General features: G+C 54.6%; 15 protein-coding genes. 9 read left to right on the top strand and 6 right to left on the bottom strand.

The annotated features are described in order from the left end of the window. Window positions 1-6: 6 nt before the first annotated feature. From ACKWMY_RS07140 to ACKWMY_RS07120, 5 genes are all read left to right on the top strand, one after another. Window positions 7-1,035, top strand: coding sequence for a fimbrial protein (locus ACKWMY_RS07140; protein WP_309046858.1), 1,029 nt, complete (start codon window positions 7-9; stop codon window positions 1,033-1,035). Between the two features lie 71 nt (window positions 1,036-1,106). Then, entirely contained in the window at window positions 1,107-1,634 is a 528-nt protein-coding gene (locus tag ACKWMY_RS07135) for a fimbrial protein (protein ID WP_409486110.1), read from the top strand. 174 nt (window positions 1,635-1,808) lie between these two features. Beyond that, a complete protein-coding gene (locus tag ACKWMY_RS07130; protein ID WP_080660661.1) occupies window positions 1,809-2,501 on the top strand; it encodes a response regulator transcription factor in 693 nt (230 codons plus the stop codon). Window positions 2,502-2,510: 9 nt separating this feature from the next. Then, window positions 2,511-3,212 (top strand): response regulator transcription factor, encoded by a 702-nt coding sequence (locus tag ACKWMY_RS07125; protein ID WP_199063591.1) that lies wholly within the window; start codon window positions 2,511-2,513, stop codon window positions 3,210-3,212. Further along, window positions 3,209-3,892, top strand: coding sequence for a helix-turn-helix transcriptional regulator (locus ACKWMY_RS07120; RefSeq protein WP_409486109.1), 684 nt, complete (start codon window positions 3,209-3,211; stop codon window positions 3,890-3,892). Before ACKWMY_RS07125 ends, ACKWMY_RS07120 begins: the two co-directional genes overlap by 4 nt. Window positions 3,893-4,000: 108 nt before the next feature. Here the strand turns inward: ACKWMY_RS07120 and nadC are convergent, their stop codons facing one another. Beyond that, complete coding sequence (gene nadC, locus ACKWMY_RS07115; RefSeq protein WP_409486108.1) at window positions 4,001-4,891, bottom strand: carboxylating nicotinate-nucleotide diphosphorylase; 891 nt, start codon at window positions 4,889-4,891, stop codon at window positions 4,001-4,003. Window positions 4,892-5,289: 398 nt separating this feature from the next. Here nadC and ACKWMY_RS07110 point away from each other — a divergent pair, with 398 nt between their 5' ends. Together ACKWMY_RS07110 and ampE are read left to right on the top strand one after the other, a co-directional pair. Continuing rightward, entirely contained in the window at window positions 5,290-5,658 is a 369-nt protein-coding gene (locus ACKWMY_RS07110) for a hypothetical protein (RefSeq protein ID WP_199063588.1), read from the top strand. Between the two features lie 355 nt (window positions 5,659-6,013). Next, the gene (gene ampE, locus ACKWMY_RS07105; RefSeq protein WP_309046860.1) at window positions 6,014-6,868 is read left to right on the top strand and encodes a beta-lactamase regulator AmpE; all 855 of its coding nucleotides are present in this window, start codon (window positions 6,014-6,016) and stop codon (window positions 6,866-6,868) included. A gap of 37 nt (window positions 6,869-6,905) precedes the next feature. Here ampE and hemL read toward each other — a convergent pair whose 3' ends face one another. Next, entirely contained in the window at window positions 6,906-8,195 is a 1,290-nt protein-coding gene (gene hemL / locus ACKWMY_RS07100; protein ID WP_024483481.1) for a glutamate-1-semialdehyde 2,1-aminomutase, read from the bottom strand. A gap of 177 nt (window positions 8,196-8,372) precedes the next feature. Here hemL and clcA point away from each other — a divergent pair, with 177 nt between their 5' ends. Together clcA and erpA are read left to right on the top strand one after the other, a co-directional pair. After that, window positions 8,373-9,800, top strand: coding sequence for a H(+)/Cl(-) exchange transporter ClcA (gene clcA / locus ACKWMY_RS07095; protein ID WP_409486107.1), 1,428 nt, complete (start codon window positions 8,373-8,375; stop codon window positions 9,798-9,800). Window positions 9,801-9,889: 89 nt separating this feature from the next. Beyond that, window positions 9,890-10,234, top strand: coding sequence for an iron-sulfur cluster insertion protein ErpA (gene erpA, locus ACKWMY_RS07090; protein WP_021179368.1), 345 nt, complete (start codon window positions 9,890-9,892; stop codon window positions 10,232-10,234). 55 nt (window positions 10,235-10,289) lie between these two features. On the opposite strand, the gene ACKWMY_RS07085 is transcribed toward erpA, so the two are convergent. The 4 genes from ACKWMY_RS07085 to mtnN all read right to left on the bottom strand — a co-directional run bounded on the left by ACKWMY_RS07085 (window position 10,290) and on the right by mtnN (window position 12,871). After that, window positions 10,290-10,526 carry a hypothetical protein gene (locus ACKWMY_RS07085; RefSeq protein WP_199063584.1) on the bottom strand — a complete coding sequence of 79 codons (237 nt, stop codon included), beginning with the start codon at window positions 10,524-10,526 and terminating at the stop codon, window positions 10,290-10,292. Window positions 10,527-10,750: 224 nt separating this feature from the next. Further along, on the bottom strand, window positions 10,751-11,365 hold the full coding sequence (locus ACKWMY_RS07080; RefSeq protein ID WP_024483478.1) for a TRIC cation channel family protein: 615 nt from the start codon (window positions 11,363-11,365) through the stop codon (window positions 10,751-10,753). Further along, complete coding sequence (btuF, locus tag ACKWMY_RS07075) at window positions 11,362-12,168, bottom strand: vitamin B12 ABC transporter substrate-binding protein BtuF (RefSeq protein ID WP_260524228.1); 807 nt, start codon at window positions 12,166-12,168, stop codon at window positions 11,362-11,364. Before btuF ends, ACKWMY_RS07080 begins: the two co-directional genes overlap by 4 nt. Window position 12,169: 1 nt before the next feature. Continuing rightward, window positions 12,170-12,871, bottom strand: a complete 702-nt coding sequence (gene mtnN, locus ACKWMY_RS07070) for a 5'-methylthioadenosine/S-adenosylhomocysteine nucleosidase (protein ID WP_065687057.1) — start codon at window positions 12,869-12,871, stop codon at window positions 12,170-12,172. Window positions 12,872-12,972 lie beyond the last annotated feature (101 nt).

The raw sequence follows: 12,972 nt of genomic DNA, 5'->3' as shown, positions 1-12,972 counted from the left end.
GGAACGATGATGAAGTTAATCAGGTTAGTTAAATTAACATTGGGCGGCCTGCTGTGCCTGTTTTCCGTATCAAGCTTTGCTGCAACCGGGTGGTGTACCACGGTAACCGGCACGAAGATATATAACTTCCCCTTTGTCAAACAGTACGACAATCCAGCGGACAACAAGGCTGGCATGTATTTTCATCAAACCTACCAGTGGAATTTAGCTGCGAATTACGCTGCCAACTGTGATTGTACCGCCTCAGCCAACACCTTCTATAAGGCAGTGGTACCGGGCAATCTGACAGCTACGCGGGACTTTGATGGATTACATTTTTATTCAATAAATAAATATCTGGAAGTGGCAACTGAATTATATGTTGGAGGGAACCTGAAGGAATGGGTTGCCACCCCATTCCCTAACGTGGACAATCTATTTCCCAGTGCCTGTTCGGGTGTGACGAACTGGATATCCGGCGCTAATGGCTATGTGTCTTTATACTTTACCCGGCCATTTGTGGGGCAGGTCGTCATCCCAAGCACTAAGATCCTGGACCTTTATGGCACAAAAGTCAGTGGATCCTATGGCGGGATGCCGATGTCGTCTGTCTATATGAGCGGATCGGTAACGGTACCACAATCTTGTGAAATTAATGCCGGGCAGGTCATTAATGTCAAGTTTGGCAATATCATGTCAAATGACATCAAGAATCCCGGTGAAATTGCCAATGGGTTTACCCCCAAAGTCGTTGATATGACGCTGGCCTGTAACAATATTTCTAACGGTGTTGTCGTCAGCTTATCCTTTAGTGGTGAGCCATCGGGGGGGGACCCAACCGCATTGAAGACGGACAATAATGATATCGGGGTTCGGGTACGTGACGCGAACGGTAATATCGTGCCGCCGGTCAATGGAAATCTGCCTGTCACCTTCGACTATTCTTCACAAACTGGGACCAGCTCTATGAGTCTGGCACCGATGAACGTGACTGGCAATCCCCCGGCGATAGGGCAGTTTAATGCTGTGGCCACCATTAATGCCGAAATTAATTAAGTTTTTTTAACTCAAGGAAATCAGGCAGGAATTCCCTGCCTGAATACAGACGGGAACAGTAAGGAAACCTCATGAAAAAACAAACTCAACGTACGCTACTGGCCTTATTGGTTTTGGGGGCCGGTGTTAATCAGGTAGTGGCGGCTCCAACTCAAGTTAATATTACCGGCGTTGTGGTCGCTTCGCCCTGCACGGTAGATACCACCAACTCAGATTTGAACGTCAATCTGGGGACCAACATTCAGGCGACCAGCCTGTCGACGGCGGGAAATACTTCTACACCGGTGCCCTTCAAGCTGGTAGTGAAGGACTGTCCGACGACAACCAGCAAAGTTACCGCATCATTTAGCGGCACGACGGACGCTGCGGCTGGCGGGCGCTATGCGACGACCAGCGGTACGGGTATGGCAGGTAACGTGGCGGTAGAAGTTAAACAGGATGCGGCTCCGAATGCCCTGCAAAACCCAGGATCTACCATGGATATGACGGTGGTAGGAAACTCGGCAACATTTGCATTGAGAGCCAGTGCTTATGCCAAAGGGACGGTTACGCCGGGTAATATCGCTGCGGTAATGTCAGTCGATTTTACCTATAACTGATGAGCAAGGTCAGTTCGCTCAGGGGATAAAACGCGATCGAGTTTGACGGCCGGCGTTGGTTTCCCTGGCCGCTGTGTGTATTGGCGTAGCAAGCTTTAACATCGGCACCCAAGTCTATTTTGGGTGCCAGCACCTATCAGGACAAGCTGAGTCATTAATAACGGAACTATTATCATGATGACATCAACCGTATGGAACAACACACCCCTACCGAAAATGCAGACGGCATGCCGCATCGACCGGGTATTGCTCATGGACGCTTGCCCGATAACGCGTGCCGGGATCTGCTCTGCATTCCAGCCACCACAGTTTCAGGTCATGGATTGTGTGCACGTAGAAAAGGTGTGCGATCTGCCAGTGGCGATGCAGCAAGGCAAGGTGGATGTGGTGATCACCGAACTGTGTGGCGAAGGTGAGTCGGTATTGGAGGGGCTGCGAATGATTAGCCATTTACGCCAGTACTGGGCACGGGTGCCGCTTATCGTCGCCACCTCTTTGCAGGAGCCGCACCTGCTTGCACAGTTGAGAACGTTGAGGGTCAGCGGTATCTACCTTAAACAGGATCCCCTGTCATCACTGACACAAGGCGTTCTCTGCGCGATGGCGGGGTTGTCCAGTCTTAGCCCGTCAGCGGTGAACCTGATTGGCAATGGCGCGCCGTCATTGTCGCTAACCGGACGTGAGATGGACGTACTGGAGTGCCTGTTTGCTGGCAGAACCGTGACCGACACGGCGCGGGTGCTAGCTCGGGATGTGCGCACCATCAGCACCCATAAACGCCGTGCCATGATTAAGCTCGGCTTCCATAGTGATAGCGATCTCTATACACGTGGAGATTATCTGGCGCGTAATGGATTACTGATCTAGGAGTCGCTCATGAATACGCCTTTATCGGTTGTCAAACTGGCCGTTGTTGCCCCTATCCCCTTGCTTCAGGCAGGGATGGCACATTTTATTCAGAACCTTGATCCCCCTATGCATCTGGTGGTGATGGTCTCTTCGCTTGAGCAATTGCTGGCGCAATGGGCGCCGCCACAAATTGACCTGTTGGCGGTGGTGCTCAGTGGCTCGCCGCAGGAGATTGCCCGCGACACGCAACAGTTGCTGATGCTCTCTGAACGTGCGCCCGCGCTGCGTATCGTGGTGTGCACCTATTGCCGGGACATTGCGTTGTTGACGCGTTTGAATCTCCGGCCGCACATCAGCCTGCTTGCCCGCCAGGAGTCGCAGGAGCAGACTCGCCGTGATATGGCACAGGCGTTGACCGGTGCCAAGGTTTGTAGCCCCAGTATGGCAATGTACCTGCTGCACAGTGCCACTCCTGCGCAAGTGCAGGACAGTTTGGTGGTGTTGACGCAGGCGGAACATAAGGTACTGGAGTACTTGCAGCAGGGAATGAGCGTTTCTGACGTGGCTGATTTACTGCATCGCAGTGTCAAAACCATCAGCGCACATAAGTGCAATAGCATGCGCAAGTTGGGGGTTCGCAATGATGCGGAACTGTTCCAGCATTTACGCAGTCAGGTCACCGACACGCCCTACAGCACGCCAAACTCCCCCTGGTATGTAACGACATGATTAACCAGAAGCGGTACCGGGTGGCAGTAGTTTCACCGTGCCGTTTCTTTCAGGCTGGGATCTGGGCATTGCTCAACACCCACTCGCTATCGCGAGTCTGGCACTGCCAGAAAGCCGCTGAAGCACAATGGTATCTGGATGCACAGCCGGTGGATGTGCTGGTTATGTCATTGCACGTTGGGCAACAGACAGACTTATTGCTAGCCTTGCGCTTTATTCAGCAGGTGCGTATCTCTTTTCCCGGCGTTGCGCTGATGGCTATTCTGGATGACCCCATTCCTTATCTGGTGACTCGGTTGCGCCGTCTGGGGGTGAGACATATCGTGGATCTGGGGCAACCGTTAGTCTTATGGCATGCGCAATTGCGTCAGATTCTGTTGGGGGAGGATAGCCGGGCTGGCTGCACTTTACCGGGGTGTGATGAGGAAACGTTGTCTATGGGTGAGCGGCAGGTGGTCGAGTACCTGATACAGGGGATGACTCCCGCCGAAATTGCCACGCTGACGAGGCGCAGTATCAAAACTATCTCCACACAGAAGGGAATAGCCATGCACAAGCTGGGGATCCGCCACTATGCCCAACTGATCGCGGTACAAAGCATCTTTACCGACAGTTGGCTGCCCCATGATGGAGTCCAGATGGTCGGGGAGCTGACCCCAAGCCTTTGGTATTATTGCTGAGTTTATCAACGTGTTCGCTTAAATCCGCATTGGTAGGTAGGGAGATGCTGTGTGAGTGGCTCTCACATAAGGAACAACGCCCCAGGAAGAGGCGTTGCCAATAATAGATCAGTTAAAACGCATTGACAGATCGAGCGCGGTAACGTGTTTGGTCAACGCCCCGACAGAGATATAATCCACTCCGGTTTCGGCAAACTCGCGCAGGGTTTGATCGGTGACGTTGCCGGAAACTTCCAACTGCGTGCGTCCCTGGGCCAGGGCAACGGCATCACGCATCATCTCGACGCTGAAATTATCCAGCATGACAATATCGGCACCGGCATCCAGCGCTTGTTGCAGCTCATCCAGCGATTCTACTTCCACTTCTACCGGCACGTCGGCGTGCAGCCAGAAGGCTTTCTCTACCGCGTTTTTGATCGAGCCAGAAGCAATGATGTGGTTTTCCTTGATCAGGAAAGCATCCGAAAGGCCCAGGCGGTGATTGCTGCCACCGCCGCACAGCACGGCATATTTCAGCGCGGTGCGCAGGCCGGGCAGTGTCTTGCGGGTATCCAGCAGCCGGGTTTGTGTGCCTTGCAGCAACGCTACATAGCGGCTTACCGCCGTGGCTACGCCGGAGAGCGTTTGCACGAAGTTCAGCGCGGTACGTTCGCCCGTCAGCAATATACGCGCCGGGCCGCTCAGGCGGCATAGCGACTGGTTGGGCACCAGTTTATCGCCATCTTCCACCAACCACTCGATCTTCACTTGCCCACCCAGTTGGATAAACACCTCTTCCAACCAGCGGCGGCCACAGAAGACGCCGGGTTCACGAGTGATCACCGTGGCTTTGGCCTGTTTATTTGCGGGTAGCAGTTGCGCGGTGATATCGCGCTCGGCATCCACGGTTCCCCCTAGATCTTCGCTCAGCGCCTGGGCGACGGTGGCAGGGACATCATTGGCAATACGTTCGAGAAGCGCGGTACGGCGGCTGTCGGCACTGTAGCGACGGGTCGGCATGGCAAACTCCGGAAATGGACGATAGGTCGGTGGATCCACATGCTACTCTGTTTTATAGCCCCGTGCCAGTCGCTAGTTCTACGTAATATCAATAGGTTAGTGATGCTGTAATCCCCCTCACCCTAACCCTCTCCCACAGGGAGAGGGGACTGAATGTGCCACAATTTTACTCCCACATCTGACCTTAACACGGGCGCGACATGCAGCGCCCCTACGGCGTGCCACCTTAGCCATGCTGCAAGTTGTGCTACCGCCAACACAACCGCATTGAATATCTCAACCTTCCATTATTTGGCATACTGTTTATCCAGACAGTGTTCTGTTGGATAAATAAAATCATCAATAGAATTTTGCAATAACTTATAACTTACACCACAGGTGTATTACGAGGATTTAATATGAAAAAGCTACCGTTAAATGTTCTCTATCGACTGTATAAAGCAGAAGTTGGCGATACCATTGATAATACTTATGTTCGTCTAACAGGCGGTTGGATGACCAACGATCGGCGTAGTGTCGATAATAATGGGTTGCTCCAGATAGGTCCTATCTATCAGTTCGCATTTAAGGATTTATCCGATGGGCAATACTATCAGGCAAGTCAAGGTGCCACAGAAGTGATCGTTCCCGATTCCAACGGTTACTCTGTGGTAAGGTATAAAGAGCCATTCAGTGATCCCTCGAATCAACCTCATACCGTGTATACTTGCCAATACTCAGCAATTAGAGTGAGCGTGGCTGAATATACGGAAGCTTTGCAGCCTTAATATTATTGCAGGCCAATGGTGACGAACGTGTTTTTTAACCTATAACGTTTTCATCATAGGGTAATCAGGCCTATATTCAGTATTAATAAAATACTGGATATAGGTCATTCACCGCGTTATTTTAGGACTACGTTTGGGCAACTGAAAATAGTGTCCGTCAAGATGATTTTTTGTACTGACTGACATCAACAGGCCACGACTGCCGGGTACCGTGCTTGATGTGGCAGTACAGGAAACTAATCCATTTATTATCAATGCATTAAATTCACTTCTCGGAAACATGCTACTCTGCTGCTGGCACTCGTACCACCGCAAGCATTATGCTGGGGAACAGACAGAAGGAGAGGATTAGCTAATGACGCTGTTTACGCTGTTACTGGTTTTGGCGTGGGAACGCCTGTTTAAACTGGGTGAGCATTGGCAGTTGGATCATCGTTTAGAAGTGGTGTTTCAGCGGCTGCATCGGTTTTCTTTGGCACAAACGTTGGCAATGACCCTGGTCTGGATGTTTATCGTCTGGGGCATCCTGTGGCTGGCCCAGGGCCTGTTCTTCGGCGTTGTGGCGCTACTGCTGTGGATTGTGATTGGTCTGCTGTGCGTTGGGGCCGGGATCACACGCAAACATTATCGGGCCTATTTGCAGGCCGCGCGGCAGGGCGATACCCACGCCAGCGATCAGATGGCGGAAGAGCTGGCGCTGATCCACGGTTTACCGGTGGAATGCAGCGCAGAAGAACGTCTGCGTGAGCTGCAAAACGCGCTGCTGTGGATTAACTATCGCTACTATCTGGCACCGCTGTTCTGGTTTGCGGTGTGCGGGCCATATGGGCCGCTCGCTCTGGCAGGCTATGCTTTTCTACGGGCCTACCAAACCTGGCTGGCACGGCATCTTTCACCGCTGCAACGCTCGCAAACGGGGATCGACTTCCTGCTGCATGTGTTGGACTGGATCCCGGTTCGTCTGGCTGGGGTAGCGTATGCGCTGATTGGGCATGGTGAAAGGGCGCTGCCTGCGTGGTTTGCTTCGCTGGGGGATCGTCATACTCCGCAGTATCAGGTGTTGACGCGTTTGGCGCAGTTCTCTTTGGCCCGTGAACCGCATATGGACCCGGTTCAAACGCCGCGCGCCGCGGTAACGTTAGCGCGTAAAGTGACCCTGATTGTGGTGGTGGTCGTGGCGATATTGACGATTTACGGTACCTTGCTCTGAAGGTAACGGCGGGCACCGAGTGGCGCCCGCCAGAAGATTACAGCTTGGCGAAGCAGCGGCGTGCAGCATCGACGGTGCGCTGTATATCTTCGTCGCTGTGTGCGACAGACATAAAGCCAGCCTCGAATGCCGACGGGGCAAGATAAACTCCCTCATCCAACATCAGATGGAAGAAGCGCTTGAAGCGCTCGACATCGCAACCCATCACGTCCTGATAGCAGGTGACCGTTGGCGCATCGGTAAAGAACAACCCGAACATGCCGCCTACATGGTTCACGACAAACGGTATGTTCTCTGCCTTGGCCGCCGCCAATAGGCCTTCTGCCAGCTTGTTGGTCAGTTCGGTCAAGGTCTGGTGAATGCCAACCTGGGAAACCTCGGTCAGGCAGGCGAAACCGGCGGCCATGGCAATCGGGTTGCCAGACAGCGTACCAGCCTGATACACCGGCCCGGTAGGTGCCAGAGCGGCCATCACTTCACGGCGGCCACCGAAGGCTCCCACCGGCATACCGCCACCGATAATTTTGCCCAGGCAGGTCAGGTCTGGTACCACATCGTAATAAGACTGAGCACCGGCCAGCGCGACGCGGAAACCGGTCATCACTTCATCAATGATCAACAGCGCGCCATACTTGTCACACAGGGCGCGAAGCCCCGGCAGGAAGTCTGGCAGCGGTGGAATGCAGTTCATGTTGCCTGCCACCGGCTCAACGATGATACAGGCGATCTCTGAAGGGTACTGCTCGAATGCGGTACGCACGGAGTCGAGATCGTTATAGGTACAGGTTAGCGTGTGCTTGGCGAAGTCTGCCGGCACGCCCGGTGAGTTCGGCTGCCCCAGCGTCAGTGCGCCGGAACCGGCTTTCACCAGCAGGCAGTCGGCGTGGCCGTGGTAGCAGCCTTCAAACTTGATGATCTTGTCGCGGTTGGTATAGCCACGCGCCAGACGAATGGCGCTCATGGTGGCTTCGGTACCGGAGTTCACCATACGTACCATATCCATGGTTGGCACCAGATTGGTCACCAACTCGGCCATTTTCACTTCCATCTCGGTAGGCGCGCCGAAGCTCAGGCCGCGCTGTGCCGCCTCGATCACCGCATTGCGGATCGCCGGATGGTTATGGCCCAGTACCATCGGGCCCCAGGAACCGACATAATCGATATAGGCTTTACCATCGGCATCAAACAGATAGGCACCGTCGGCACGTTCGATAAACAGCGGGGTACCGCCTACACCGGTGAATGCACGCACTGGGGAGTTGACTCCGCCTGGGATCAGCTGTTGCGCCTGGGCGTACAGACTTTCGGACTTACTGTGTAAGCTCATAAACCGGCTCCTGGGTTTGCTTTTGAATGATTTGACCGCGCTATTCTAGTGGAGAGTACGGAGTTATGAAACGATCATAGACCGATACCTATTTTGAGGGGGCGGTAAGACAGCGACTGAGCTAGAATAGCTTACATCGCTATTAGTCTGATTTTTCAATTCAATAATGAACTCACTATGACTGAATTACAGCAACAGCCTCCTGCGGCTTCAGGCGTGCGCCTGACTCGCAACCATAGAGTCCGTCAGTTTATTCGCCAGGATAAAACGCCGGTTGCCATCCTGATCATGGCGGCGGTGGTAGGGACATTGGCGGGATTGTTGGGCGTCGCCTTTGATAAAGCGGTGGAGTGGGTGCAACAGCAACGGCTGTCGGGCCTGGCCTCTGTCGCCAACTCCTGGTTCCTGGTGTGGCCGCTGGCGTTTATTTTGTCTGCCATGCTGGCCGCTTTTGGCTTTTATCTGGTCAAACGTTTTGCGCCAGAGGCGGGTGGTTCAGGGATCCCAGAGATTGAAGGGGCGCTGGAAGAGTTACGCCCGGTGCGCTGGTGGCGGGTGATCCCGGTGAAATTTATCGGCGGTATGGGGACGCTCGGCGCTGGCATGGTGCTAGGGCGTGAAGGGCCGACGGTACAGATGGGGGCTAATGCTGGGCGAATGGTGCTGGATATTTTCCGTATGCGCAGTGCGGAAGCGCGCCACTCCATGCTGGCTACCGGTGCCGCAGCCGGTCTCTCCGCCGCGTTTAACGCCCCTCTGGCAGGGATCTTGTTCGTTATTGAAGAGATGCGGCCGCAGTTTCGTTACAACCTGATTTCCATCAAGGCGGTGTTTATCGGCGTGATTATGTCGAGCATTGTCTTTCGCATTTTTAATGGTGAAAGTCCGCTGATCGAGGTGGGTAAACTCGCTTCGGCACCGCTCAATACGCTGTGGTTGTACCTGGTGTTGGGGACGGTGTTTGGCGCGGTAGGGGTGATGTTTAACGCACTGGTGTTTCGTACGCAGGATATGTTTGCCCGTTTCCATGGTGGCAAGATGAGCAAGTTCCTGCTGATTGGTGCTCTGCTAGGGGGCGCTTGTGGCGTGCTTGGGCTGATCGAGCCAGCAGCCGCGGGTGGCGGTTCGTCCTTGATCCCGATCGCGGCGGCGGGTAACTACAGCGTTGGCATGCTGTTGTTTATCTTTATCGCACGGGTGATCACCACGGTGCTCTGCTTCGGTTCAGGCGCACCGGGCGGTATTTTTGCACCGATGCTCGCTCTGGGGACGCTGCTAGGCACCGCTTTTGGCCTTTTGGGCGCTCACCTGTTCCCAGAGTATGGGCTTGAGGCTGGCACCTTTGCTATTGCGGGCATGGGAGCGTTGTTTGCCGCGACCGTGCGTGCGCCGTTAACCGGTATTGTGCTGGTATTGGAAATGACCGATAACTATCAGCTGATTTTACCGATGATTATCACCTGCCTCGGCGCGACCCTGGTGGCGCAGTTTCTGGGCGGTAAGCCATTGTATTCCGCCATTTTAGCCCGCACCTTACAAAGGCAGCAGCAGGAATTGGCCGAGAAAACAGGTAAAGAAAATACAACAAATGCGGTGAATACTTGAACGCAACACTCAGGTATTAGATAATCAGCACCATTAATCAGGTTACCGTCGTCGTCGCCTGATGTGAAACACTGTTGGGAGTAACGAGTATGAGTGATGAAACAGCACTGCCCCTGCAATTTACCGAGGCAGCAGCAAGCAAGGTGAAATTCCTGATTGCTGACGAAGAGAATCCAAACCTGAAGTTGCGGGTTTACATTACCGGTGGCGGCTGCAGTGGATTCCAGTACGGCTTCACGTTTGATGACAAGATCAACGACGGCGATATGACCATCGAGAAACAGGGCGTTGCGCTGGTGGTTGATCCGATGAGCCTGCAATATCTGGTTGGCGGCGCGGTGGATTACACCGAAGGGTTGGAAGGTTCACGCTTTATCGTGACTAACCCGAATGCCAAAACCACCTGTGGCTGCGGTTCTTCATTCAGTATCTGATCCGCCGCCGTTAAAAAAACCCGCCTGCCTGTACGGTGCGCGGGTTTTTTTGTGCCTACCATTCCACGGTGATCAGTTCACTTTCCCGATCGTCTACTACCCGTTTGCTGTGGCTCATCTTCGGCTGCAAGACTGTGCCATTGCCACATTCCACCTGCGGCGTGTTGTCAGTCGTGGTTACGCTGCAGGTGGGCACAATCGTCAGGCTGATACCCATCTTGCCGCTGGTGTTTTCGGCCAGCACACTGCTGCTCAACAACAGTGTGCTGGCGATCAAAAGATTTTTCTTCATGCGTAAACTCAAAACAATACCTATCCGCAGGCCACAGCAATAGGACCTATCGGCAAAAGTGAACGGAACTTAACGGCGCGGGATAATTTTTAACGAAGAGTTAACCAGGTGATTACATTATTCAAGCGCATTTTATTAGCGCAAAATAATAGCACATTGCGTATATAGTAGTCGAATATACTGCTTGGCAGTAAAGCCTCCGCCGAAGCTGGCGGAGGCAAGAATTACTGTTCGAGGATAAAGGCCGGTAGTTTCAGATGCCAACGAATGGCGGCCAGGCGGATGCCCAGCGTGATGATCATTCCCAGCATCATGGCATGCTGTAGCGGCATGCCAAAGGTGTAGAACGCTGTGACGTGCACCGTGCCACCAACGATGCAGGCTGTGGCGTAGACTTCGGTTCGCAGGATCATCGGGATCTCGCGGGCCAGCACGTCGCGGATAATCCCGCCGCCGACGCCGGTGATCACTCCCATGCAGACGGCCACCAGCGGCCCACTGCCAGCGGCGAACGCCTTATTGACGCCGATCCCCACGAACACCGCCAGCCCGATGGCATCCAGCACCGGCAGGATCCATTTCGGTAAGCGACGCGGCTGGCGCACCAGCAGCAGCGTCAGCACGCAGGTGATCATCGCCACCACCAGATCGGTGGGATCCTTTACCCAGAATACCGGGCCGTTGGCGAGCGCCATATCACGGATCGTCCCGCCGCCGACCGCGGTCACTACCCCCAGTACCAATACGCCAAAGGGATCCATCCGTAATTTGCCCGCCAGCAACACGCCGGAAATGGCAAACACCGCCGTACCAAGAATATCCAGCCAAAATACCATCAATGGATCTCCGCCAATTGACCGCATAGTGATTGTGCCGCCAGCATAATGCGTGGCCCGGCACGGTTAAACCAATCTTCCTCAAGGGCAATCACCGGCACGTCCAGCTGCGGGCCCCAGAAGGCTTTCACATTGGCGATCTGCTGGGCATTTCCGCTTATGACGATGGCCTGTGGTTTACGCACCAGCACCTGCTCACGGCTTACCTGCGGCCAAGGCACGGGGCTATCGGCAAAGATATTCTCTGCGCCGCACAAGGCCAGCACCTGGCTTTGCAACGTGGCCGCCGAACTGGTGAACAGCGGTTGGGTGCCAAACTGTAACAGCACTGGCCTTGGCGAATTGCTGGCATAGCGCGTTTTCAGCTCCTCTACCTGTTGGCGGAGGCTGGCAGCGGCCTGATGTGCCTGTTCTGGGTGAGGGCTGTACTGCGCCAACGCATCCAGCGATTGGGCGATCTCGTCAATATTCTTGGCATCTGCATAAAAAATCGGGATGCCGAAGGAGGCGAGCTGATCCAATACCCGCTGGGGATTACCGCCACGCCAGGCGAGAACCAGATCGGGTTTCAACGCCAGGATCCGTTCCAGGTTGATCCCTTGCCAGGAGGCGACCTGTTCCAGCTGCCTGGCGGCAGGGGGATAATCGGAGTAAGCGCTGACGGCCAGCAGGGTATCCCCCATACCGGCCGCGTAGGCAAGCTCCGTGGTGCTCGGTGCCAGGCTGATCACCCGTTGGGCGGCGCTGGCAGGCAGCAGCATCCCCAGGATCAGCCAGCTTAGCAGGGCGCACAGACGCAGCTTCACATTAACCGCGCTTGGCCAGGGCTTGCAGCATGGCATTGACCATCAGCGAGGACTGCTTGGCGGCCACTGCCAGGAACTCGTCGAAGCTCATATGGGATTCACTGTCGGCGACGTCGGAAATCGCGCGTACCACCACGAATGGTGTGCCGAACTGATGGCAAACGTGGCCAACGGCGGCGGCTTCCATCTCAACGGCGGCAACGGTTGGGAAGGTGCTGCGGATGCGGGCCAGAGGCTCGGCACCGTTAATGAAGGCGTCACCGCTGCAAATCAGGCCGCGTACCGCGTTCAGGTTAAGCTGTTTGATGCAGTTTTCCGCTAGCTCGATCAACGCGGGATCGGCAACGAACGCTGGTGGGCAACCGGCCATCTGGCCCGGTTCATAGCCAAAGGCGGTCACGTCGGCATCGTGGTAGCGCACTTCTTCAGATACCACGATATCGCCCACGTTCAGCGTAGCGGCCAGGCCACCGGCGGAGCCGGTATTGATCACCACATCGGGTTGGCACTGTTCCAGCAGCAGGGTGGTACCCAGAGCCGCTGCCACTTTGCCGATGCCTGATTTGAGCAGGGCGACTTCCACACCGTTGATTTGGCCGGTATAGATCTCACAACCCGCACGTTGCAGGGTCTGGCGGTTCGCAATTTGCTCGCGCAGCAGGGTAACTTCTTCTTCCATTGCGCCGATGATGCCTACTTTCATAAATAATACTCGCTGATAGGGTATGGAAATTGCGCCATAGTCTATCATGGCTCTGTGAGAGAGATAATCCGCAATACCGTTGCATCCGCCGCCGGGAATTG

It is taken from the genome of Serratia sp. J2, from assembly GCF_046269175.1.
GTDB lineage: Bacteria > Pseudomonadota > Gammaproteobacteria > Enterobacterales > Enterobacteriaceae > Chania > Chania fonticola_C.
Note: the sequence above shows the minus strand (reverse complement) of the source record. Positions and strands in the feature narration are given on the sequence as shown.

What these genes read in the sequence shown, in the direction of transcription:
- ACKWMY_RS07140 (WP_309046858.1), top strand. Translation starts at nt 7, where the DNA reads ATGATGAAGTTAATCAGGTTAGTTAAATTAACATTGGGCGGCCTGCTG.
- ACKWMY_RS07135 (WP_409486110.1), top strand. Translation starts at nt 1,107, where the DNA reads ATGAAAAAACAAACTCAACGTACGCTACTGGCCTTATTGGTTTTGGGG.
- ACKWMY_RS07130 (WP_080660661.1), top strand. Translation starts at nt 1,809, where the DNA reads ATGATGACATCAACCGTATGGAACAACACACCCCTACCGAAAATGCAG.
- ACKWMY_RS07125 (WP_199063591.1), top strand. Translation starts at nt 2,511, where the DNA reads ATGAATACGCCTTTATCGGTTGTCAAACTGGCCGTTGTTGCCCCTATC.
- ACKWMY_RS07120 (WP_409486109.1), top strand. Translation starts at nt 3,209, where the DNA reads ATGATTAACCAGAAGCGGTACCGGGTGGCAGTAGTTTCACCGTGCCGT.
- nadC (WP_409486108.1), bottom strand. Translation starts at nt 4,891, where the DNA reads ATGCCGACCCGTCGCTACAGTGCCGACAGCCGCCGTACCGCGCTTCTC.
- ACKWMY_RS07110 (WP_199063588.1), top strand. Translation starts at nt 5,290, where the DNA reads ATGAAAAAGCTACCGTTAAATGTTCTCTATCGACTGTATAAAGCAGAA.
- ampE (WP_309046860.1), top strand. Translation starts at nt 6,014, where the DNA reads ATGACGCTGTTTACGCTGTTACTGGTTTTGGCGTGGGAACGCCTGTTT.
- hemL (WP_024483481.1), bottom strand. Translation starts at nt 8,195, where the DNA reads ATGAGCTTACACAGTAAGTCCGAAAGTCTGTACGCCCAGGCGCAACAG.
- clcA (WP_409486107.1), top strand. Translation starts at nt 8,373, where the DNA reads ATGACTGAATTACAGCAACAGCCTCCTGCGGCTTCAGGCGTGCGCCTG.
- erpA (WP_021179368.1), top strand. Translation starts at nt 9,890, where the DNA reads ATGAGTGATGAAACAGCACTGCCCCTGCAATTTACCGAGGCAGCAGCA.
- ACKWMY_RS07085 (WP_199063584.1), bottom strand. Translation starts at nt 10,526, where the DNA reads ATGAAGAAAAATCTTTTGATCGCCAGCACACTGTTGTTGAGCAGCAGT.
- mtnN (WP_065687057.1), bottom strand. Translation starts at nt 12,871, where the DNA reads ATGAAAGTAGGCATCATCGGCGCAATGGAAGAAGAAGTTACCCTGCTG.